Raw genomic sequence first — 18,698 nt, 5'->3', positions numbered from 1 at the left:
AACCATGTTGCCATCACACCGCATTTCCGCTCACCCCGGCCGGATTCTCCTGCGCGAGTTTCTCGAGCCAGGCAGGATCACGCAGGCGCAACTCGCTCGCGACCTCGGCATTTCGCTCAACCGCATCAATGAACTGATCCGCGGCAAGCGCGGCATCACGGCCGAGACCGCGCTGCTGTTGTCCGCCTATTTTCGCAATTCCGCCGAATTCTGGATGCAACTCCAGGCGGCGCACGATCTGACCAAAGCCCGCCAGGAATTGCACCCGAAGCAGCCAGTCCACAACGGCAGGGCCCGCGGCAAAGCATCGAAAACAGCCTAAGCCGCCACGACGCAAATGCCGGCTGCATTTGCCGCTTCGATCACCCGCTCGCCGTCAATCAACAGGCATTTGCCGGCATCCACGGCAAGGCAGGTCGCACCCGCCGAGCGCATGGTCTCGATGGTCTTCACTCCGACCACGGGCACGTCGAAGCGCATGTCCTGGCCCGGTTTCGCCACCTTCACCACCGTCAGGTTGCGGCTGAGGGTGGGCGAATTTTCAAAAGCAGGTCCCTCGCTCCGCTCGGGATGACACAACTGGAGAGTAGCCATAATCTGCGCGGCGCGCTCGATGGCCGCATCGGTGCCCTCCATGGCTTCCACGGCAACGCAGGCGGCGCCGGCGATGACCACCGTCTGTCCGATGTCGTACTGCGCCAGGTGGCGGCCGACGCGCCGGCCGTACTCGATGTCTTGTTGCTCCTGTTCGCCGGGGCCACGGCGCGTCAGCACGCCGGCGCGCGCCAGCAGCGGCTCCAGGAGTTCGGTGGAATTCATCAGCGTGATGCCCTCGTCGCTCAGGACCTTGGCCACGGCGCCGATCAGCGAATCGGTATTGCGCGTGGTGAGTGAAAGCAGCACCTTGGCCAGCCGCCAGTCGGGCCGAATGCTGGAAAAAATCTGCTTGTGCTTTACCTGTCCGGCCATCACCGCGCGGCGCACGCCCTCGCGCTTCAGGATTTCAATGAGCTTCGACAGTTCCCCCAGCGACAGCCAGTGGACCGAGAGCGCGCCGTGTTGCTCGATGTCGGGAAACGCTTCTTCGCGGATGGCGGCGACCACCACGTCGAGTCCGCGGGCGCGCGCGGCGTCCAGCACCAGCAGGGGAAAGCTGCCGTTGCCGGCGATGAGCCCAATTTTTTCCGCAGCCATGGATGGCAGCAGTGTACTCGCGGGCGACGCGCGGCGGGAAGCCCGCTTCTAATTCAACGCACCGGCGGAAGACGTGCCGCTCCGGCGGCGCATCTCAAAAACGTGCGCTCCCGCGGAGAACCATTTACCCTGTTTGGTTCGGCGGCGCAGGCGGACGCCGCCTGTACGGGCGCCGGCTTGGCGTCCGTGCGACTCCCTGCCACGGCTCCAGGTTCCCGATCCGAGCATCCGCAGAGCAGTGGCCGAGCGCCGCGGGCGCAACATCCCGGCGCCGGACAAGAAAGAGGAACAGCGTTGAGCGGCGATCTTTGTGGTTCTATTCATAAGTTCGCGGTGGTTGCCGGTCTGGTGGCGGGCAGCCTGAGTGCGCTGGCGCAAGGATTGCCGGCGTCCATCCCGATGAATGCGAGCGCGCCGGGCCCGGCGGCAAGCATGCCGGCAGCGCTCACGCAGTCGCAGAATCCGCTGTTCGGCAGCGTGGCGTCGGGCAAAGCCACGCCGGAAGTGCTGCCGCTGAGCGCGCTCGACGCCATCGATCGCGGGCTGAAGTACAACCTGTCGCTGCTGCTCGCGGAGCAGGCGACCACGGGCGCGCGCGGCGCACGGTATCGCGCCCTGGCCGACGTATTGCCGACCGTGACCGGGCGGGTCGCCGAATCGGTGCAGGAGATCAACCTTGCCGCGTACGGCATTCCCCCTCCGGCCGGGACCGGGCCGATCATCGGGCCGTTCGCGGTGTTCGACGCCCGCGTTCTGGCCAGCGGCAGCTTCTTCGACCTGCACGCACTCAACCTGCTGCGGGCGCGCACCGAGGACGTGAGCGCCGCACAACTCGATCTGCAGAACGCGCGCGACCTCATCGTGCTGGTGGTTGGCGGCACCTACATGCAGGCGCTGGCCGGAGAGGCGCGCATCGCTTCCGTCGAAGCCCAGCTCACAACCGCGCAGGCGCTCTACCGGCAGGCGCTCGACATGAAGAACGCCGGCATGGTTCCGGGCATTGACGTGCTGCGCTCGCAGGTGGAAATGCAGGTGCAGCAGCAGCGGCTCGTGGCGGCGCGCAACGACTTTGCCAAGCAGAAGCTGACGCTGGGGCGGATCATCGGCCTTCCCGCAGGCCAGGAATTTAGCTTGACGGAAAAAATTCCGGTCACGCCCGCGGCGCCGCTCACCCTGGAGCAGGCGCTGGAACGGGCGTATCGCAACCGTCCGGATTATCATCGCGCGCAGGCGCAGGTGCGAGCCGCCGAACTTACCCGCAAAGCGGCCATCGGCGAGGCGCTGCCGACCATCAAGTTCAACGCCGATTACGGCATCATGGGGCAGCGTCCGTCGGAGAACCACCCAACCTACACCACGGCGGCGGCGCTGAACATCCCCATCTTCCAGGGCGGCAAGGTGAAAGGCGAGGTGATGCAGGCCGACGCGCTGATCCGCCAGCGGGAGGCGACGCTCGGCGATCTCCGCGGCCAGATCGAATTTGAAGTGCGCACCTCGTTTCTCGATCTGCAATCCGCCGCCGAGCAGGTGCAGGTGGCGCAAAGCTCCAGCAAGCTGGCCGAAGAGGCACTGGAGCAGTCACGCGACCGCTTCCGCGCCGGCGTCACCAACACCGTCGAAGTGGTGCAGGCGCAGGAAGCGCTCGCCGCCACCAACGAGAATTACATCAACAGCACTTTCGCCTACAACGTGGCCAAGCTGACCCTGGCCCGGTCGCTCGGAGTCGCCGAGCGCGCGGTGAAAGATTTTCTTGGAGGGAAGCACTAGTGGCGGACTCGAACGAGGAGTCGAGAAGGGATCCGGCGATCGTGGAAGAAGCCCGCGAGCCGTTTCCGGAGGAGACCGAAGAGCCGGCGGCGCGGCGGCGAGCGCGATCGTATTCCCAGCAGCATCCCGGGGCCCCGCTGATGCTGTTGCTGGTCCTGGCAGCCATCGTGGTTGGCGGAATCCTGATCTGGCGATATTACGCGGCGCGCGAAGGCACCGACGACGCCCAGGTGGACGCGCACATTGCGCAAATCAGCGCGCGCGTGGGCGGCACGGTGATCGCGGTCCACGTGGATGACAACCAGTATGTGAAAACCGGGCAGGTGCTGGTGCAACTCGATCCCAAGGACTACCAGGTGGCACTGGCGAAGGCGCGGGCCGATCTTGCGGACGCACTTGCCGGACATCGCGCCGCGCAAACTGCGGTGCCGATCGTGCATACCAGCACCAGCAGCACTCTCGACATGGCACGCGCCGACCTGGGGGCGGCGCACAAGGGAGTGATTGTGGCGGAGGCGCGCCGGCGCGAGGCGGAAGCCAATGACACCAAGGCGGCACAGGACCTGGAGCGATTCCGTCAACTGGTGGCGAAGGATGAGGTGTCACGCCAGCAGTACGACACCGCGGTTGCGAGCGAGCAGGCCGCGCGCGCTACGCTGGACGCGGCGCGCGCCGCCGAGGCCAGCGCCCAGAACCACGTTGCGCAAGTCGAGGCGCAGGTCCGCGGGGCAGAAACGGCGCCGCAGCAGGTGGCGATGACGGAGGCCCGGGCGGGCGCTGCCGGGGCCAACGCCCAGAAGTACCAAGCCGCCGTCGAGCAGGCGCAGCTCAATCTGGACTACACCACGATTTCCGCGCCGGGGAACGGCATCGTCAGCAAGCGCAACGTGGAGTTGGGCCAGGTGGTGCAGGCCGGGCAGCCGCTCATGTCCATCGTCAAGCTGGACGACATCTGGGTCACCGCCAATTACAAGGAGACGCAACTGGAGAAGATGAAAGTCGGCCAGCGCGCCACCATTCATGTGGACGCTTACAACCGCGACTTCAAGGGCCACGTGGATTCGATCGGCGGCGGCACCGGCGCGCGCTTCAGCCTGTTGCCGCCGGAAAACGCCACCGGCAACTACGTCAAAGTGGTGCAGCGCGTGCCGGTGAAAATTGTTTTCGAGCCCGGCCAGGAGTTGGGCGGGCTGCGCCCCGGCATGTCGGTGGTGACCACGGTGATGGTGAAATGAATAAAAAATGACGAACACAGAGCCCACAGAGGCTCTTTGATCTGTGACCTCTGTGTCTCTGCGTCTCTGTGTTTTTTGTTCCCTTGCAAGAGTCTTCCATGCCCCAGCGCGAGACAGCCGTCAATCCGTGGATCATCGCCATCTCGGTGATGCTGGGCACCTTCATGGAGGTGCTGGACACCACGGTGGTGAATGTGTCGCTGCCGCACATAGCGGGCAACGTCGGCGCCACCGTGGACGAGGCCACATGGGTCCTGACCTCCTACCTGGTGGCCAACGCGATCGTGCTGCCGATGACCGGGTGGCTCTCCAACCAGTTCGGGCGCAAGCGCATCCTGATGACCTCGATCGTCGGGTTCACGGTCTCTTCGGTTCTGTGCGGCTTGTCGCCCAGCCTGCCGTTCCTGATCGTCTTCCGCATTGTGCAGGGCGCGACCGGCGGCGGACTGCAACCTCTGTCGCAGGCCATCATGCTGGAAGCGTTTCCGCCGGAAGATCGCGGCAAAGCGATGGCCTTCTGGGGACTTGGCATCGTGGTGGCGCCCATGCTCGGCCCGGTGATTGGCGGCTGGATCACCGACAACTACAGTTGGCGCTGGATTTTTTATCTCAATCTGCCCGTCGGCATCGCGGCCATGGTCATGTCCAAGCTCTTCATCTTCGATCCCCACTACATCGGCCGCAAGACGCGCGTGGACTGGTGGGGCATTGGCTACCTGGCGCTCGGCATCGGCGCCTTGCAGGTCTTGCTCGATAAGGGCCAGGAAGAGGACTGGTTCTCCTCCGGTTTCATCCGCGTGCTGATCGTCATGACCGCCGTCGGCCTGGTGTTGTTCGTCATTCGCGAGCTGCGCGCCGGCCACCCGATTGTGGACCTGCGCGTCTTCAAGGTCCGCACCTACGCCACCGGTGTCTTTCTCATGACCGTGCTCGGGTTCGTGCTCTACGGGAGCATTGTGCTGATCCCGATTTTTCTGCAAACGCTGCTGGGATATCCCTCGCTGCAAGCCGGATGGGCGATGCTGCCGCGCGGCCTGGGCGCGTTCATTGCCATGCCGTTTATCGGCGTGCTGATGTCGAAGGTGGAGCCGCGGAAATTGCTGTTTCTGGGGTTCCTGGTGGCGGCTTACTCGATGTGGGACCTGGGCAACATCAACCTGAGCGCCGGCTACTGGGACGTGTTCTGGCCGCAATTCATCCAGGGCGTCGCCATGGGGTTCCTGTTCGTGCCGCTGACGACGATTACGCACGATCCGATTCCGAAAGAACGCATGGGGAACGCCACCAGCGTGTTCAACCTGATGCGCAACATCGGGGGCAGCGTCGGCATTGCCGTGGTGACCACCATCGTCGCCCGGCGCACGCAGAGCAACACCAATATCCTGGGCGCCAACGTCACCCCGTTTAGCCCCGCGGCGCAGCAGATGATCGCGGCCGCCCGCGCCGGCTTCATGGCCCGCGGCATGGACGCCTACACCGCCACCCGCCAGGCCTACGCTGCCATCTTCGGCATGGTGCAGCAGCAGGCGGCGATGGTGTCGTTTGTCGGCGCTTTTCGATTGTTGGGAATTATGTTCTTGTGCGTGATCCCGCTGATCCTGCTGATGAAGAAACCGCGGCACGTGGCGGGCGGCGCGCCGATGGATTGAATCCAGTCCCGCAGGTGTCTGTGTCAGCCGCTGGCGCTCACGCTTTTTGGTCCACTTTACCCAGCGCTGCCGCGCTGGGCTAACGAATTTCGCCGCTCCGCGGCTGGTTTCGGTTCGCTTTTGGACCACTGCAACGCGCGAAATCGAGCTATGACACAGACACCGCAGGGACGCACGAACAATACTACGTGCGATCTTTCCTTGACGGAGTTGAATCTCGGTTATAGCGTGTGGCGCAACATGACGGGCCAGGGCGAATCCGAATCGGACCGGCTATGTGCGCAGTTACCTAAGCTGCGCGGTGGCTTTGTAATTGCCATTTCGATTTTTGTGTTGGAGATTGTGGCAGGTGTCCAGAAAGGACTGGCTAACGGTACACCGCAAGAGCGATCAGCCGGCGGCTACGCTTTGGCGCTGGCGGTCATCGCCGACGTGATGGCGACCGCGTACGTTCTAAGCTCGATCTCTACCTTTCACTCGATCGTTAATGACGTCAAGGGGTGGTCTCATCCCATCTCACCGAAACGCGCTGTCCGTTTTCATTTCATACCGTTCTTCAATATTTACTGGAATTTCAAGTGGCCGGTCGAAATGGCTAAATTCGTGAATTGGCGAACGCAAACGCACAGGATGTCTGGAGTGTTGGTCGGGGCATTGGTTCTAGCCGGGTTCTTGGTTGCCGGATTTGTCGAAGTGAGTGTTGGACTTGTAATTGTATTATCTGCTTTTGCATACATCTCAAGATGCTTGCGTGCCGCGCTTGCGGCAGCGCCCGTTCCTGCCGATTTTCAAATCGCTGATGATTCGAACGCGAGATATCTGGAAACATCGGCACACTGAGCAGCTTACGACGCCTCCCGCTTCGCGCCGACAAAATGCGGCAGGATGTCGCGCTGGTAGATCTCCAGCGTCTTCTCTTCCTCGCCGCACATGAGATAGATGTTGAACTGGGTGACGCCGAGGGAAGCCAGCCGCCGCAGCTTTTCGCGATGCGCCTCCACCGGGCCCACGATGCAGAAGCGGTCCACGACGTCGTCGCTCACGAACTCCGCGTTGTCGCTGCCTACCTCGCAATGGTGCAGGTAGTCGTATCCCCCGCGGTTCTGCACGTAGGAGGTCAGCGCCGGCGGCAACTGGTCCTGGGGATACTTCGCCAGCAAATCCATCACGTGGTTCGACACCAGCGCCGGGAACCAGCGCACGTGCTCGCGCGCGGTGTTGAGGTCGTCGGAGACCCACACCGGCGCCGCCGCCATGATTTCGATCGTATTCGGGTCGCGTCCCGCCTCCTTCGCGCCCTGGCGCGCGAACCCCACGCACCATTCGATCAGGTCGGGATCGGCGAATTGCAGGATGATTCCATCCGCCATGCGTCCCGCCAGGTTCAGCACCTTGGGCCCGTAGCCGGCGATCCACACCGGCGGCGCGCCCGGCGACCACGACATGCGCGTGGGCTGGCCATCGTAATCAATCTCCTTGCCTGAGGTCAGATCGCGGAACTGCTCGATGGCCCGTCCCAGCTCTTTCGGCGACACCGGTTTCTTCCCCAGCACGCGCCGCGAGCTGTCGCCACGGCCGATGCCGAGCTGCATGCGCCGGCCGGAGATCAGGTCGAGGGTCGCGAACAGGCTGGCGGTCACGGTGATGTCGCGCACCGCCGGGTTGGTGACGCATGGCCCGATCTTCATCTTGCGGGTATTCGCGGCCATGAGCGTCATCAGCGGGTAGCAATCCATCCACAGCACGTGCGAGTCGAAGATCCAGCCGTACTCGAAGCCCGCCGCCTCCGCCTGGCGCGTCAGGCTCAGGATGCGGTCCACGGTCATGTCGGGCTTGAACGTGATGCCGAATTTCATCGGACCCTCCCCAGAACCCCCAAGAGGCGCGGATTCTATTACAATGCGCGCCGCTAAGCCAGAACGTTAGGTGAGGCGGCGGAGGAAGTCCGCGGGCGAGGAGATGTTCACGGAGTGGCGGCCTCGTCTGGGCTTGAAGTGCCTCGCGTTGCCGGTAATCAGCGCATCGGCGCGGCCACTCACGGCCACCTCGAGAAACGGAAGATCGGTGGAATCAGGGAGGACCAAGTTCAGAGCTTCTGCAGCGACGTACTCTCCAGCGTGCTCCACAAAATCGAGCAGAAGCCAAACATCGCCAGGATCGAATGCAAAACGGGACCGTACCAGGACCTCTCGGTACTCTTCCAAGATGCGATTATCGATGAGGACCACGAACGTGCGCGCAAGCAGGAGATCTACAATCCGCCTCGGGGCGCCGTCCGGGTTCATGAAAGCGGACACCAGCACGTTGGTGTCAACCACTACCCTCATTTGGTTTTTCGCTTGGCGCGAACGGCTCGAATCTCGGCCTCAATGGCGGATGGCGACTTGACTTCCGGCGGGAGCGTAGCGGCGTGCTTCCGCATCCGCGAGACGGCTCGCAGGGCTCGCGCCTGCCGGATTGCCAAGGTCGTTTCCTCAAAATCGTCTTCGTTGATGCCGACCATCAACGCCACCGGCTTGCCGTTCGCGGTAAGTACCAGGTCCTCTTTTTGCACTAATTTGCGGACATGGCCTGGGCGGTTCCGCAGCTCGCGCGTACTCAGAAATTTCATGGCGCACCTCCGTAGCCGATATGGCTACGATAGCGCGACAGAACAGCCCACGTCAAATCGACGGTCGTTCAGTCAGCCGGTCTTTCAGCCGTTGAGTGCAAATGCAACCTGAAAGACTGACAGACCGTTATAACGGCCACGGCTGCCACTACCGATTCGTAAGCAGCAGCGTCCTTAAGCCGACTGCAGCGCTAACAACGCAGCACGCACAAAAAAACACGGATTCTAGCATACAATGGCGCGCTGCTAAGCCAGCCAGCTTCGGCCACGGAGGCCTCACATGGCATTCGACACCATCATTGCCAACGGCACTATTGCAACCGCTGTAGATACCTACAAAGCGGACATCGGCATCAGCGACGGCAAGATCAGCGCCATCGCCGCGTCGCTGCCGCGCGGGCAGGGCAAGAAAACCATCGACGCGAAAGGGAAGTACGTCTTCCCCGGCGGCATTGATGTCCACACGCATCTCGACATGCCGTTCGGCGGCACCACCAGCTCGGACGATTTCGCCACCGGCACGCGCGCCGCGCTCTATGGCGGCACTACCACGCTGATTGACTTCGCCATCCAGGGCAAGGGCCAGAGCCTGCGCACCGCCTTCGATACCTGGATGAAAAAGGCGGACGGCAAGGCGCACTGTGACTACGGCTTCCATTGCATCATCACCGACCTGCCGGACGCGCGGATTGAGGAAATGGGCCAGATGGTGCGCGAGGGCGTGCCGACGTTCAAGCTTTTCATGGCCTACCCCGGCGTGCTGATGCTCGACGATGGCAGCATTTTCAAGGCCCTGCGTGCCACCGCGAAGAATGGCGGCATGGTCTGCATGCACGCGGAAAACGGCAGCGCCATTGACGTGATCGTGCAGCAGGCGCTGGCGGAAGGAAAAACGGCGCCCAAATACCACGCGCTCACTCGCCCGACCACGGCGGAAGCGGAAGCAGTGAGCCGCGCGATCGCGCTGGCGGAAATGGCGGGCGCGCCGATGTACATCGTCCACCTCAGTTGCAACGACGCGCTGGAGAAGGTGCGCGAAGCGCGCGACCGCGGCCTTCCGGTGTATGCCGAAACCTGCCCACAATATCTATATCTCTCGCTCGACAATTTCGACGCTCCGGGCTTCGAAGGCGCGAAGTACGTGTTCACGCCGCCGTTGCGCGAAAAATGGCACCAGGAAAAACTCTGGGAGGGGCTGAAGCACGATCAACTGCAAGTGGTCTCCACGGACCACTGCCCGTTCTGCTACAAGGAGCAGAAGGAAATGGGCAAGAGCGATTTCACCAAGATTCCCAACGGCGGCCCCGGCATCGAGCACCGCATGAGCCTGGTGTACTCCGGCGGCGTTGCCTCGGGACGGTTCAGCGTCAACCGCTTCGTCGAACTCGTCTCCACCACGCCGGCGAAACTATTCGGCCTCTACCCGCGCAAGGGCGCGATCGCCGTGGGGAGCGATGCCGACCTGGTGCTCTTCGATGCCAAGCGCAAGCACACCATCAGCGCCAAGACGCACCACATGCGGGTGGACTACAGCATGTTTGAAGGGATCACCGTCACCGGCATGCCGGACCTGGTGATGTCACGCGGGCGGGTGGTGGTGGAGGGCGAGAAGTTCCACGGCAAGCCGGGCACGGGGAATTTTCTCAAGCGCGCCGCGTACTCGGGGACCTAGTCCCGAGACGCGAGTCCCGAGTCGCGAGACTGACACTCGGGACTCGGGACACGGGACTCGCGACTGACTAGTGCTGCTGGTATTCGTACTCGCGGTAGAGCGTGTAGACCAGGTTTGCGGTGGCGCCCGCGACCTTCTCCTGGTAGGAGGTATCGACAATCTGGATTCGGCCGTGCTGCTGTTCCGCGATGTGTTCGGCCTCTTCCTTGGTTTCGGCATCGCCCTTGAAATCGCGCCAGCCGCCGGCGGCCGCGGCGGGATCGAAGGCAAACACAAGAAATCGTTTCAGAGCCATGTTCGGCCTCCTTGAGGAGTGCGGCAGGATTTTAGCAGGTCGCCTATTCGTTTTCCTCCCCCTTCTGCTATGATTGCGGGCTTCCCGACATCGGGACTGCCATGGGGGAGACTTGCCTAGCCAGCGACAGGTGAGATGGGCGCAATTGCGCGTGGGTCTGGTCGTGATCTTCGCCAGCATTACGCTGGCGGTTCTGGTTTTCCTGATGACCGGCCCGAGCGGGATGTTCACCAAGAAAATCGTGGTCAAGGCGTACTTCGACAACGCCGGCGGACTGCGGGTCGGCGCCCCCGTGCGACTGGAGGGCGTGGACGTGGGCAACGTCACCGCCATCACGGTGGTCCCCAGTCACGGCCTGACACCGGTGGAGGCCAGCTTGAAGCTGAGCACGAAGTACAACGGCGCGCTGAAGAAGGACTCGGTCGCGAGCCTCTCCACCGCCGGGGTGCTCGGCGAAACCTTTGTGGACGTTGACAGCCGCGCCGCCACCGGCGCCCCCGCCCAGAACGGCGACACGCTCCCCACCAAGGTCAGCCCGCAATTGCAGGACGTAGTGCGCGCCAGCCAGGGCACGCTAGAAAACGTGGACATCCTGGTCCGGCGCGTGGACCGCATCCTCACCCAAATCGAGAGCGGCAACGGTTCCATCGGCAAGCTGATTTACGACGAGAAGCTCTATGATCGCCTCAACAACACGCTGACCGAAGTGCAGCAGATGGTGACGCAGATCAGCGAAGGCAGGGGCAGCGTCGGCAAGCTCATCAACAGCGACGAGCTTTACAACAAGGCGAAAGCTTCCCTGGACAGCCTCGACAAGATCATTGACGAGATCAACCAGGGCAAGGGCAGCGTGGGCAAGTTCCTGAAGGATCCGTCGCTGTTCGATAACGCCAATGCGACCATCGCCAAGGCCAACACGCTGATGAGCGACATCAACGCCGGCAAGGGCGCGCTCGGCAAGTTTGCCGCCGATCCGGAGTTCGCCCGCAAGCTCGACAACACCATGACCAAGCTCTCCTCGATCGCCGACAAGATCGATTCCGACAAGGGCACCGCCGGACTGTTCCTCACCGATCCCAAGGTCTACAACAACACCGACCAGATGCTGGTGGAGACCCGCAACCTGCTGAAGGCGGTGCGCGAAAATCCCAAGAAGTACCTCACCATTCACTTCAAGGTCTTCTGAGCTTGCCCTTGGGTGACTTAGCTAATATACTTAGCTAAGTATGTACACGGTTCATCAGGCCAAAACCAACCTGTCTCGCCTCATTGCCGAAGCCCAAAACGGCAAAGAAGTGGTGATTGCGCGCGGCAAGACCCCGGTTGCCAAACTGGTTGCGATCGGCAGCAGCCGCAAGAAGCGCGTTCCCGGAAAATACAAGGGCCGCATCTCCATGAAGCCCTCGTTCTTCGACCCCATGACTCCCGAGGAGTTGAAGGACTGGGGTTACGAGTGAAAGCCTTGCTCGACACGCATGCGCTGCTTTGGTGGTTGTCAGACGATCCGGCACTGTCGGCTAGAGCACGCCGCGCAATCACGGCGGCCGACAACGAAATCTTCGTCTCCGCAGCCTCCGCCTGGGAGATGGCAATCAAGAACAAGCGCGGGAAGCTCGACATTCAGAACCTGCTTGATCGCTTGCCGCAGGAAATCGAGGAGGAGGGCTTCCTGGTGCTACCCATCTCAATCGAACACGGGCTGCGGGCGGGAGCGCTTCCCGAGCACCACCGCGATCCGTTTGACCGCATGTTGATCGCGCAGGCGCAGGCAGAGCAACTTCCCATCGTCAGCAACGACACCGTGTTTGACAGCTACGGTATCAAGCGCATCTGGTGACCGGGGTTGTGCGACAGAATCAGAACGCCGGCGCAGGTGAAGATTTGTCAGCCTGGGCGCGGCGTCCTTGCGCCCGCCGTACCCGCGACCGTAAACTCGTAGGTTTCGCAGAATCCATCGTGAGGTCCCAGATGCGCACTCTTCGGTTTCTTTCTGTTGTCCTGCTGCTGGCTGCCGTCTCGCTGGCGCAGCAGACCAAAACTCCTGCCAACCCCACCGGCCTGGCGCTGCCGCCGGACCTGCCCAGCATTCCCGCCTTCGACATCACCGCCCTGGACAAGACGGCCGACCCCTGCGTCAACTTCTACCAATATGCTTGCGGCGGCTGGATGGTGAAGAACCCCATTCCGCCGGACCAGGCCATCTGGGGACGCTTCAGCCAACTCCAGGAGCGCAATCGAGATGTGCTGCGCGCCATCCTGGAAGTCGCCGCCAAGCCCGACCCCAAGCGCAGCGCGGTGATGCAGAAGATCGGCGATTTCTACGCCTCCTGCATGGAGGAGCAGAAGGCCAACGACCTGGGCGCCAAGCCGCTGCAGCCCGAATTCGATGCGATCAACAAGATTGCCAGCCGCCAGGACCTGATCAAGACCATCGCCCATCTGCAGAGCATCGGCGTGGGCGCGCTGTTCCGCTTCGGTCAGGAGACGGACATGCACAACTCGACCATGGTGATTGCCGGTGTTTACCAGGGCGGCCTGAGCCTTCCCGATCGCGATTACTACCTGAAGGAAGACGCCAAGTCAGTCGAGACCCGGCAGAAATACGTGGAGCACGTCGGCAAGATGTTCGAGCTTCTCGGCGACAAGCCGGAGACGGCGTCCGCGGAGGCGAAAACGGTGATGCAGATCGAGACCATGCTGGCGAAGCCCGCCCTGGACCGCGTCGCCATGCGCAAGCCCGAGAACCGCGACCACCCGATGACGCCACAACAACTGGCGGAGCTGGCGCCCGCCTTCGAGTTTGCCCAATACTTCGCCGCCACCGGCGCTCCGGCAATCACCAAGGTCAACGTGGTCGCGCCCGACTTCTTCAAGCAGGTCAACGCGCAGCTCGACAGCGTGCCGCTCAGCGACTGGAAAACCTACCTGCGCTGGCATCTGGTGCGTGTCTATGCGCCCTGGCTCTCCGCTCCGTTCGTGAGCGAGAACTTCGGTTTCTTCAATCACTACCTGGAAGGCCAGCAGGAGCAGCAGGCGCGCTGGAAGCGCTGCGTGCGGATCACCGACTTCCGGCTGGGCGAAGCGCTGGGACAGCCCTACGTGGATTTGACCTTCGGCGTGGAAGGCAAGCAGCGCACGCTCAAGATGGTGCAGGCCATCGAGAAGGCCATGGGCGAAGACCTGCAGATGCTCTCCTGGATGACGCCGGAGACCAAGAAAGCCGCGGCCGTCAAGCTGGCGGGCATCAGCAATAAAATCGGATATCCCGACACGTGGCGCGATTATTCCAAGCTCGACATCGTCCGCGGCGACTTCTTCACCGATCTGGAACGCGCCGACAACTTCGAGCGTCATCGCCAGTTGAATAAAATCGGCAAGCCCACCGACAAGCTGGAGTGGGGCATGTCGCCGCCCACGGTGAACGCTTATTACAATCCGACGCAGAACAACATCAACTTTCCGGCGGGCATTCTTCAGCCGCCGTTCTACGACAACAAAATGGACGACGCGGTGAACTTCGGCGGCATCGGCGCCGTGATCGGGCACGAGTTGACGCACGGCTTCGACGACCAGGGCAGCAAGTATGACGCTGCCGGCGACCTGCGCAACTGGTGGACCGAAGCCGATAAGGCCGAATTCGAGAAGCGCACCTCGTGCGTCTCCGACGAATACGACCAGTTCGTCGCGGTGGACGACGTTCACCTCAAGGGCCGGCTCACGCTGGGAGAGAATACCGCCGACAACGGCGGCATCCGCATATCCCTGATGGCGCTGCGGAACAAGATGGCGGAGGAAAAGCACACGCCCAAGCCGATTGACGGCCTCTCGCCGGAACAGCGCTTCTTTATTTCCTACGCGCAGGTGTGGTGCCAGAACGCTTCGCCCGCGCAGTCGCGGCTGCGCGCGCTCACCGACCCGCACTCGCCCGGGAAGTACCGAGTGAACGGCGTGGTGTCAAACATGCCGGAATTCCAGCAGACCTGGGGCTGCAAAGCCGGTCAGCCGATGGTGCGCGAAAACGCCTGCCGCGTCTGGTAGTAGCCGCTCGTGCTTCACGAAAAAAGCCCGGCACTGCCGGGCTTTTTTTCTGAAACTGAAACTCGAAACTGATCAAACTCAGAACAGAATGAACCTTTTCTTCTTTATCAGCTTCGCCTTTGCCCCGGCCTGCTCCGTGGCGGTCATGACCGGCGCCGTCTGGTTGGGGCTGGCGCCGGAATCCACGAAGCCCGGCTTGATATCGATGAAAGCATTTTCCCGCAGCTTGGTGAGGTACTCGCGCAGGGCCGGCTGCAGCTTCTCGTAGTAGAGCGCTTCCTGGATGTTCGGCTCCACCGCTTTCATCGGAGGCACGCCCGCCGGCGTGTGCTCGGTCACCTTCAGGATCACGAATCCCTGCTTGGTGCGGATCACATCGGTGACGTCGCCGGGCTTCATGGCGAAGGTGCGGTCTTCCAGTTCCCTGGCCATGGTGCCGCGCTTGAACTCGCCCAGGTCGCCTCCCTGCTCCGCCGACGGCCCCTCGGAATACTTTTTCGCCACCTCCTCAAAGAACTCGCCCTTGCGGATGGCCGCCAGCGCTTCGTCGGCCTTCTTTTGCGCCGCTTGCAAGCGCTGGGCGTCGGGCTGCGCGGGATTGTTCTTGTCCACGCTGAGCTGCTGGGTCGAGATCAGAATCTCGCTCAGGCGCACCGTCTCCGCCCGCGTGAATTCCTTCTGGTGCTCATCGTAGAACTGCCTTATCTCTTCCGGCTTGATCTGGACGTGGGAGCCGACTTCGCGCTGGATGACCTGCTGAGTGACGATCTGGTTCTTGAGGTTCTGCTTGAAGTCTTCATAGGAGACGCCTTGCGACTCGGCCGCTTTCTGCAAAGCCTCCATGCTGTCCAGGTTCATGGACTTGCGAATCTCGTCCAGGCGCTTGATTACCTCCGTGTCTCCGGTGATGCCCAAGTCCTGCGCCTTCTGCACCAGCAATTGCTGGTCGATCATGTCGCGCAGGATGTCCTTGTTGCGCTTGGACTGCTCCTGGTCGGCGGCGGCGCCGGTACCGAACTTCTCGCGCACTTCCTGTTTCGTCTGCTCAAGGCTTTTAATCAACTCGGAACGGGTGATGATGGCGCCGTTGACACGCGCGATGATCTCCTCGATCACGGTGTCGGCGGCGAAAGCGGCGGCGCACACCATGCACACGCCCGCCAACAGGACTGCGGATCTGTTCATGCTGGGTCTCATGGAAAACGACAACCCCTTCTCGGGACTGAACTTGAATTTTACATGGGCGGGGCAGCGGCGGGCCAGCGCCGGACAGGGTTTTTGCTATGCTTCCAATTCGCCGAGGTCGCGCATGAGAATTCGTGTCGTCGTGTTCGGGCTTCTGTTCGCCGCCATCACCGCCGGCGCGCAAAACGCCGGTGAAAAGATTCCCGACCTGCCGCAGCTCAACGCCATGACCGCGCGCTTTGCGCCCACGCCGCTGCGCGTGGATGCCAGCCAGCTCTCGTCCGGCGACCAGAGAGCGCTGGTCAAGCTGATCGAGGCAGCGCGCCTCCTGAACCCCATTTTCATGAAGCAGCTCTGGAGCGGCGACCTCGCCCTCTACAAGAAACTGCAGGCCGACAAGACTCCGCTGGGCCAGGCGCGCCTGCAGTATTTCTGGATCAACAAGGGCCCGTGGTCCGAGCTGGACGAATACCGCGCGTTCACCCCCGGCGTGCCCGCACGCAAGCCGCTGGGCGCCAACTTCTATCCCGAAAGCATGACCAAGGCCGACTTCGAAAAATGGGCCGCCGCGCTTCCGCCCGAGAACCAGGAGCAGGCCAAGGGCTTCTTCACCGTGATTCGTCAGCGCGGCGCGTACATCAGCCTCATGCCCTATCACCTGGAGTACGGCGCCGACCTCGCAAAATGCGCCGCGCTCCTGCGCGAGGCCGCCGCGCTCACCGACAACGCCACGCTCCAGCGCTTTCTCATCAGCCGCGCCGACGCCTTCCTCTCCAACGACTACTACGAGAGCGACGTCGCCTGGATGGACCTGGACGCGCCGCTCAACGTCACCATCGGCCCCTACGAGACCTACACCGACGAACTGTTCGGCTATAAGGCCGCGTACGAGGCGTACATCAACCTCCGCGACGATGCCGAATCGGCCAAGCTTGCCGCCTTCGGGCAAGCGCTGCAGACGGTGGAGAACAATCTTCCCGAGGACGCGCAATACCGCAACCCGAAACTGGGCGCCGGCGCTCCCATCCGCGTGGTCAACCAGATCATCGCCAGCGGCGACGGCGCGCACGGCATCACCACGACCGCTTACAACTTGCCCAACGATGAGCGCGTAGTGCAGCAAAAGGGCTCGAAGCGCGTGATGCTGAAAAACGTGCAGCAAGCCAAGTTCCGCACCGTGCTTATCCCCATCGCCTCGCGCATGGTCACGGAGCGGGAGCGCGCCGACGTCAGCTTCGAACAGTTCTTTACCCACACCCTGGCGCACGAGCTCATGCACGGCCTCGGCCCGCACCAGATCACGGTCAACGGGCAGCCTTCCAATCCCCGCCAGCAGCTCAAAGAGCTGTACAGCGCGATCGAAGAAGCCAAGGCCGATGCCACCGGCCTGTGGGCGCTACAGTACATGATGGACCACGCCAAAGAGCTCAACCTCACCAGTGTGCTGCGAAGCGGACCGGCGGCCGAGCGCCAGCTCTACACCACCTTCCTGGCGTCGTCATTCCGCGCGCTGCGTTTCGGCAGCGGCGATGCCCATGGCAAGGGCATGGCGATGCAGTTCAACTACATCGTTGACCGCGGCGGCTTCGTGCAGCAGCCCGACGGCACCTTCGCCGTGGATTTCATGAAAATCAAGCAGGCGGTGAGTGACCTTACCCATGACCTGCTGACGGTGGAAGCAACCGGCGACTACGCCGGCGCGCAGAAGATGCTGGCGCTGGCGGTGATCCGTCCCAACATCGCCCGGCAATTGACCAAACTCGCCAACGTGCCGGTGGACATTGAGCCCGTATTCGTCACCGCCGACGAGCTTGCGCCGGAGGGAGGCAAGAAGCCGGTGACCCAGCATAAGGGCAAGTCGTCGAACTCGCGCCGCAAGCGCCGGCCGGCGCAGTAATTAAATCGTCAAAACACTTAGTTGTTTCCTAATGGACCACGTTTATGAACAAATTCCAATTCACCGAAGAGCAAATCAACAGCCTGAATGCCGCAAAAGCAAGCCTCAACACGCCCAAGGCGCTCGACTGGGCGGCGGACGAAGAGAAGGCCGAAGTCCTCACTGCCGCCGTTCTCAATGACGAGAGCTTCAAGAACGGGCAAGACCTCAGCCCGGACACTTTGGATGAGCTTTTTAGCAACATGAAGTGTTTTTCCAGGAATCGCAACCTGTCCAATCTGCTCTATCGAAAAAACGGCCTTGAGACGTTTAACGCCAAGTTGCGCTCTCTCATCCACGGTGCCCAGCCCTTTCCTCAACGGGTGAACGACTTCTTCAAGATGCAGCTCATCGGCCTGCAGACCATGTCGCAGTTTCTCGTCGTCTCAAATACGCGCGAATACCCGTTTGTGACCGCACAAACAAAAGAGGGTATCGGTGTCAGTTCCGAGCAGGACGAGCAGGCGCTCGACGATGCCCTCGAACTGTTCAAGGTAACGAACAAGGATGCTTTCCTCGACCGCACGCTGGACTATTTGAGGGACTACGTGATTTTTCGGGCAGTAAAGAACGCTTTCAAATTGGAGAAATACACCACAGTGAACAATCTCCTGTGGTTTGCCTTCGGAGGGAACGCGGGTGAGGAGGGTGGTCCGGAAGAGGTCATCAAGGATTATGGGGCAATCAGAATGGAAAACGACCTCCGCGATTACCTGGCTGCGAACATCTTCCTTGTTGAGAAAGGCCTGACGCTCGTCGGAAAGGAATATGACACGCGCGAAGCGGGCAGAATCGACCTGCTATGCAAAGACAAGAGCGGAGCTCACGTCGTCATTGAGCTGAAGAAAGGGCGCATCGGACATGAGGTTGTCGGCCAGGCGCTTAAGTATATCGGCTGGGTGCAAAAGAACCTGAACAAGAAGGCCAGGGGAATCATCATTGTGAACGAGCCTGACGACAAGCTTAATTACGCCGCGCTACCCCTCGGAGAACTCGTGAAAGTAAAATTCTACAAGGTGAGCTTCGACATCTCCGATGAATATCCGGTCAAGGGTTGACCTACGTATGGCCCACAGCCGCATTCTGATAACGAAAATCGAGAGTGATACCGTCTGT

Annotated in this window: 18 protein-coding genes; 12 read left to right on the top strand and 6 right to left on the bottom strand. The window is 61.9% G+C overall.

Translation table 11 applies throughout. The annotated features are described in order from the left end of the window. Positions 1–4 precede the first annotated feature (4 nt). Positions 5–322, top strand: a complete 318-nt coding sequence (locus tag LAN70_11975; protein MBZ5511871.1) for a HigA family addiction module antidote protein — start codon at positions 5–7, stop codon at positions 320–322. Here the strand turns inward: LAN70_11975 and lpxI are convergent. Continuing rightward, positions 319–1,194 (bottom strand): UDP-2,3-diacylglucosamine diphosphatase LpxI, encoded by an 876-nt coding sequence (gene lpxI, locus LAN70_11970; protein ID MBZ5511870.1) that lies wholly within the window; start codon positions 1,192–1,194, stop codon positions 319–321. The two genes, LAN70_11975 and lpxI, sit on opposite strands and share 4 nt — an antisense overlap. A 294-nt stretch (positions 1,195–1,488) precedes the next feature. Here lpxI and LAN70_11965 point away from each other — a divergent pair, with 294 nt between their 5' ends. The 4 genes from LAN70_11965 to LAN70_11950 all read left to right on the top strand — a co-directional run bounded on the left by LAN70_11965 (position 1,489) and on the right by LAN70_11950 (position 6,685). Next, entirely contained in the window at positions 1,489–2,961 is a 1,473-nt protein-coding gene (locus LAN70_11965) for a TolC family protein (protein MBZ5511869.1), read from the top strand. Next, a complete protein-coding gene (locus LAN70_11960) occupies positions 2,961–4,196 on the top strand; it encodes an HlyD family secretion protein (protein MBZ5511868.1) in 1,236 nt (411 codons plus the stop codon). The genes LAN70_11965 and LAN70_11960 overlap by 1 nt, the downstream gene beginning before the upstream one ends. A 98-nt stretch (positions 4,197–4,294) precedes the next feature. Beyond that, positions 4,295–5,845, top strand: a complete 1,551-nt coding sequence (locus LAN70_11955) for a DHA2 family efflux MFS transporter permease subunit (GenBank protein ID MBZ5511867.1) — start codon at positions 4,295–4,297, stop codon at positions 5,843–5,845. A gap of 201 nt (positions 5,846–6,046) precedes the next feature. Further along, the gene (locus tag LAN70_11950; GenBank protein ID MBZ5511866.1) at positions 6,047–6,685 is read left to right on the top strand and encodes a hypothetical protein; all 639 of its coding nucleotides are present in this window, start codon (positions 6,047–6,049) and stop codon (positions 6,683–6,685) included. Positions 6,686–6,690: 5 nt separating this feature from the next. On the opposite strand, the gene LAN70_11945 is transcribed toward LAN70_11950, so the two are convergent. From LAN70_11945 to LAN70_11935, 3 genes are all read right to left on the bottom strand, one after another. Beyond that, entirely contained in the window at positions 6,691–7,701 is a 1,011-nt protein-coding gene (locus LAN70_11945) for a TIGR03842 family LLM class F420-dependent oxidoreductase (GenBank protein ID MBZ5511865.1), read from the bottom strand. Positions 7,702–7,767: 66 nt separating this feature from the next. Beyond that, positions 7,768–8,172, bottom strand: coding sequence for a putative toxin-antitoxin system toxin component, PIN family (locus LAN70_11940; protein ID MBZ5511864.1), 405 nt, complete (start codon positions 8,170–8,172; stop codon positions 7,768–7,770). Further along, entirely contained in the window at positions 8,169–8,456 is a 288-nt protein-coding gene (locus LAN70_11935; protein ID MBZ5511863.1) for a type II toxin-antitoxin system Phd/YefM family antitoxin, read from the bottom strand. The genes LAN70_11940 and LAN70_11935 overlap by 4 nt, the downstream gene beginning before the upstream one ends. 280 nt (positions 8,457–8,736) lie before the next feature. Between LAN70_11935 and hydA the strand changes: the two genes are divergently transcribed. Beyond that, entirely contained in the window at positions 8,737–10,128 is a 1,392-nt protein-coding gene (gene hydA, locus LAN70_11930; protein MBZ5511862.1) for a dihydropyrimidinase, read from the top strand. Positions 10,129–10,195: 67 nt separating this feature from the next. Here the strand turns inward: hydA and LAN70_11925 are convergent, their stop codons facing one another. Beyond that, entirely contained in the window at positions 10,196–10,423 is a 228-nt protein-coding gene (locus LAN70_11925) for a hypothetical protein (GenBank protein MBZ5511861.1), read from the bottom strand. A gap of 112 nt (positions 10,424–10,535) precedes the next feature. On the opposite strand from LAN70_11925, the gene LAN70_11920 reads away from it, so the two are divergent. The 4 genes from LAN70_11920 (at position 10,536) to LAN70_11905 (ending at position 14,461) form a co-directional block, all read left to right on the top strand. Further along, complete coding sequence (locus tag LAN70_11920) at positions 10,536–11,609, top strand: MlaD family protein (GenBank protein ID MBZ5511860.1); 1,074 nt, start codon at positions 10,536–10,538, stop codon at positions 11,607–11,609. Between the two features lie 40 nt (positions 11,610–11,649). Further along, positions 11,650–11,880 carry a type II toxin-antitoxin system Phd/YefM family antitoxin gene (locus LAN70_11915; GenBank protein MBZ5511859.1) on the top strand — a complete coding sequence of 77 codons (231 nt, stop codon included), beginning with the start codon at positions 11,650–11,652 and terminating at the stop codon, positions 11,878–11,880. Beyond that, positions 11,877–12,260 carry a type II toxin-antitoxin system VapC family toxin gene (locus LAN70_11910; protein ID MBZ5511858.1) on the top strand — a complete coding sequence of 128 codons (384 nt, stop codon included), beginning with the start codon at positions 11,877–11,879 and terminating at the stop codon, positions 12,258–12,260. The genes LAN70_11915 and LAN70_11910 overlap by 4 nt, the downstream gene beginning before the upstream one ends. A 131-nt stretch (positions 12,261–12,391) precedes the next feature. Beyond that, positions 12,392–14,461: a M13 family metallopeptidase gene (locus LAN70_11905; GenBank protein MBZ5511857.1), complete on the top strand. Its 2,070-nt coding sequence runs from the start codon at positions 12,392–12,394 to the stop codon at positions 14,459–14,461. A gap of 78 nt (positions 14,462–14,539) precedes the next feature. On the opposite strand, the gene LAN70_11900 is transcribed toward LAN70_11905, so the two are convergent. Continuing rightward, the gene (locus tag LAN70_11900) at positions 14,540–15,646 is read right to left on the bottom strand and encodes a peptidylprolyl isomerase (GenBank protein MBZ5511856.1); all 1,107 of its coding nucleotides are present in this window, start codon (positions 15,644–15,646) and stop codon (positions 14,540–14,542) included. 124 nt (positions 15,647–15,770) lie between these two features. Between LAN70_11900 and LAN70_11895 the strand changes: the two genes are divergently transcribed. Both LAN70_11895 and LAN70_11890 read left to right on the top strand, forming a co-directional pair. Then, positions 15,771–17,543, top strand: a complete 1,773-nt coding sequence (locus LAN70_11895) for a hypothetical protein (protein MBZ5511855.1) — start codon at positions 15,771–15,773, stop codon at positions 17,541–17,543. Between the two features lie 44 nt (positions 17,544–17,587). After that, complete coding sequence (locus tag LAN70_11890) at positions 17,588–18,640, top strand: endonuclease NucS (GenBank protein ID MBZ5511854.1); 1,053 nt, start codon at positions 17,588–17,590, stop codon at positions 18,638–18,640. The last annotated feature ends 58 nt before the right edge of the window (positions 18,641–18,698 follow it).

This window comes from Terriglobia bacterium (genome assembly GCA_020072845.1).
Classification (GTDB): Bacteria; Acidobacteriota; Terriglobia; order Terriglobales; family Acidobacteriaceae; genus JAIQGF01.
The sequence above is the reverse complement of the archived record's forward strand: the minus strand, read 5'-3'. Positions and strand labels throughout refer to the sequence as shown.

What these genes read in the sequence shown, in the direction of transcription:
- LAN70_11975 (MBZ5511871.1), top strand. Translation starts at nt 5, where the DNA reads ATGTTGCCATCACACCGCATTTCCGCTCACCCCGGCCGGATTCTCCTG.
- lpxI (MBZ5511870.1), bottom strand. Translation starts at nt 1,194, where the DNA reads ATGGCTGCGGAAAAAATTGGGCTCATCGCCGGCAACGGCAGCTTTCCC.
- LAN70_11955 (MBZ5511867.1), top strand. Translation starts at nt 4,295, where the DNA reads ATGCCCCAGCGCGAGACAGCCGTCAATCCGTGGATCATCGCCATCTCG.
- LAN70_11945 (MBZ5511865.1), bottom strand. Translation starts at nt 7,701, where the DNA reads ATGAAATTCGGCATCACGTTCAAGCCCGACATGACCGTGGACCGCATC.
- LAN70_11940 (MBZ5511864.1), bottom strand. Translation starts at nt 8,172, where the DNA reads ATGAGGGTAGTGGTTGACACCAACGTGCTGGTGTCCGCTTTCATGAAC.
- LAN70_11935 (MBZ5511863.1), bottom strand. Translation starts at nt 8,456, where the DNA reads ATGAAATTTCTGAGTACGCGCGAGCTGCGGAACCGCCCAGGCCATGTC.
- hydA (MBZ5511862.1), top strand. Translation starts at nt 8,737, where the DNA reads ATGGCATTCGACACCATCATTGCCAACGGCACTATTGCAACCGCTGTA.
- LAN70_11925 (MBZ5511861.1), bottom strand. Translation starts at nt 10,423, where the DNA reads ATGGCTCTGAAACGATTTCTTGTGTTTGCCTTCGATCCCGCCGCGGCC.
- LAN70_11915 (MBZ5511859.1), top strand. Translation starts at nt 11,650, where the DNA reads ATGTACACGGTTCATCAGGCCAAAACCAACCTGTCTCGCCTCATTGCC.
- LAN70_11905 (MBZ5511857.1), top strand. Translation starts at nt 12,392, where the DNA reads ATGCGCACTCTTCGGTTTCTTTCTGTTGTCCTGCTGCTGGCTGCCGTC.
- LAN70_11900 (MBZ5511856.1), bottom strand. Translation starts at nt 15,646, where the DNA reads ATGAACAGATCCGCAGTCCTGTTGGCGGGCGTGTGCATGGTGTGCGCC.
- LAN70_11895 (MBZ5511855.1), top strand. Translation starts at nt 15,771, where the DNA reads ATGAGAATTCGTGTCGTCGTGTTCGGGCTTCTGTTCGCCGCCATCACC.
- LAN70_11890 (MBZ5511854.1), top strand. Translation starts at nt 17,588, where the DNA reads ATGAACAAATTCCAATTCACCGAAGAGCAAATCAACAGCCTGAATGCC.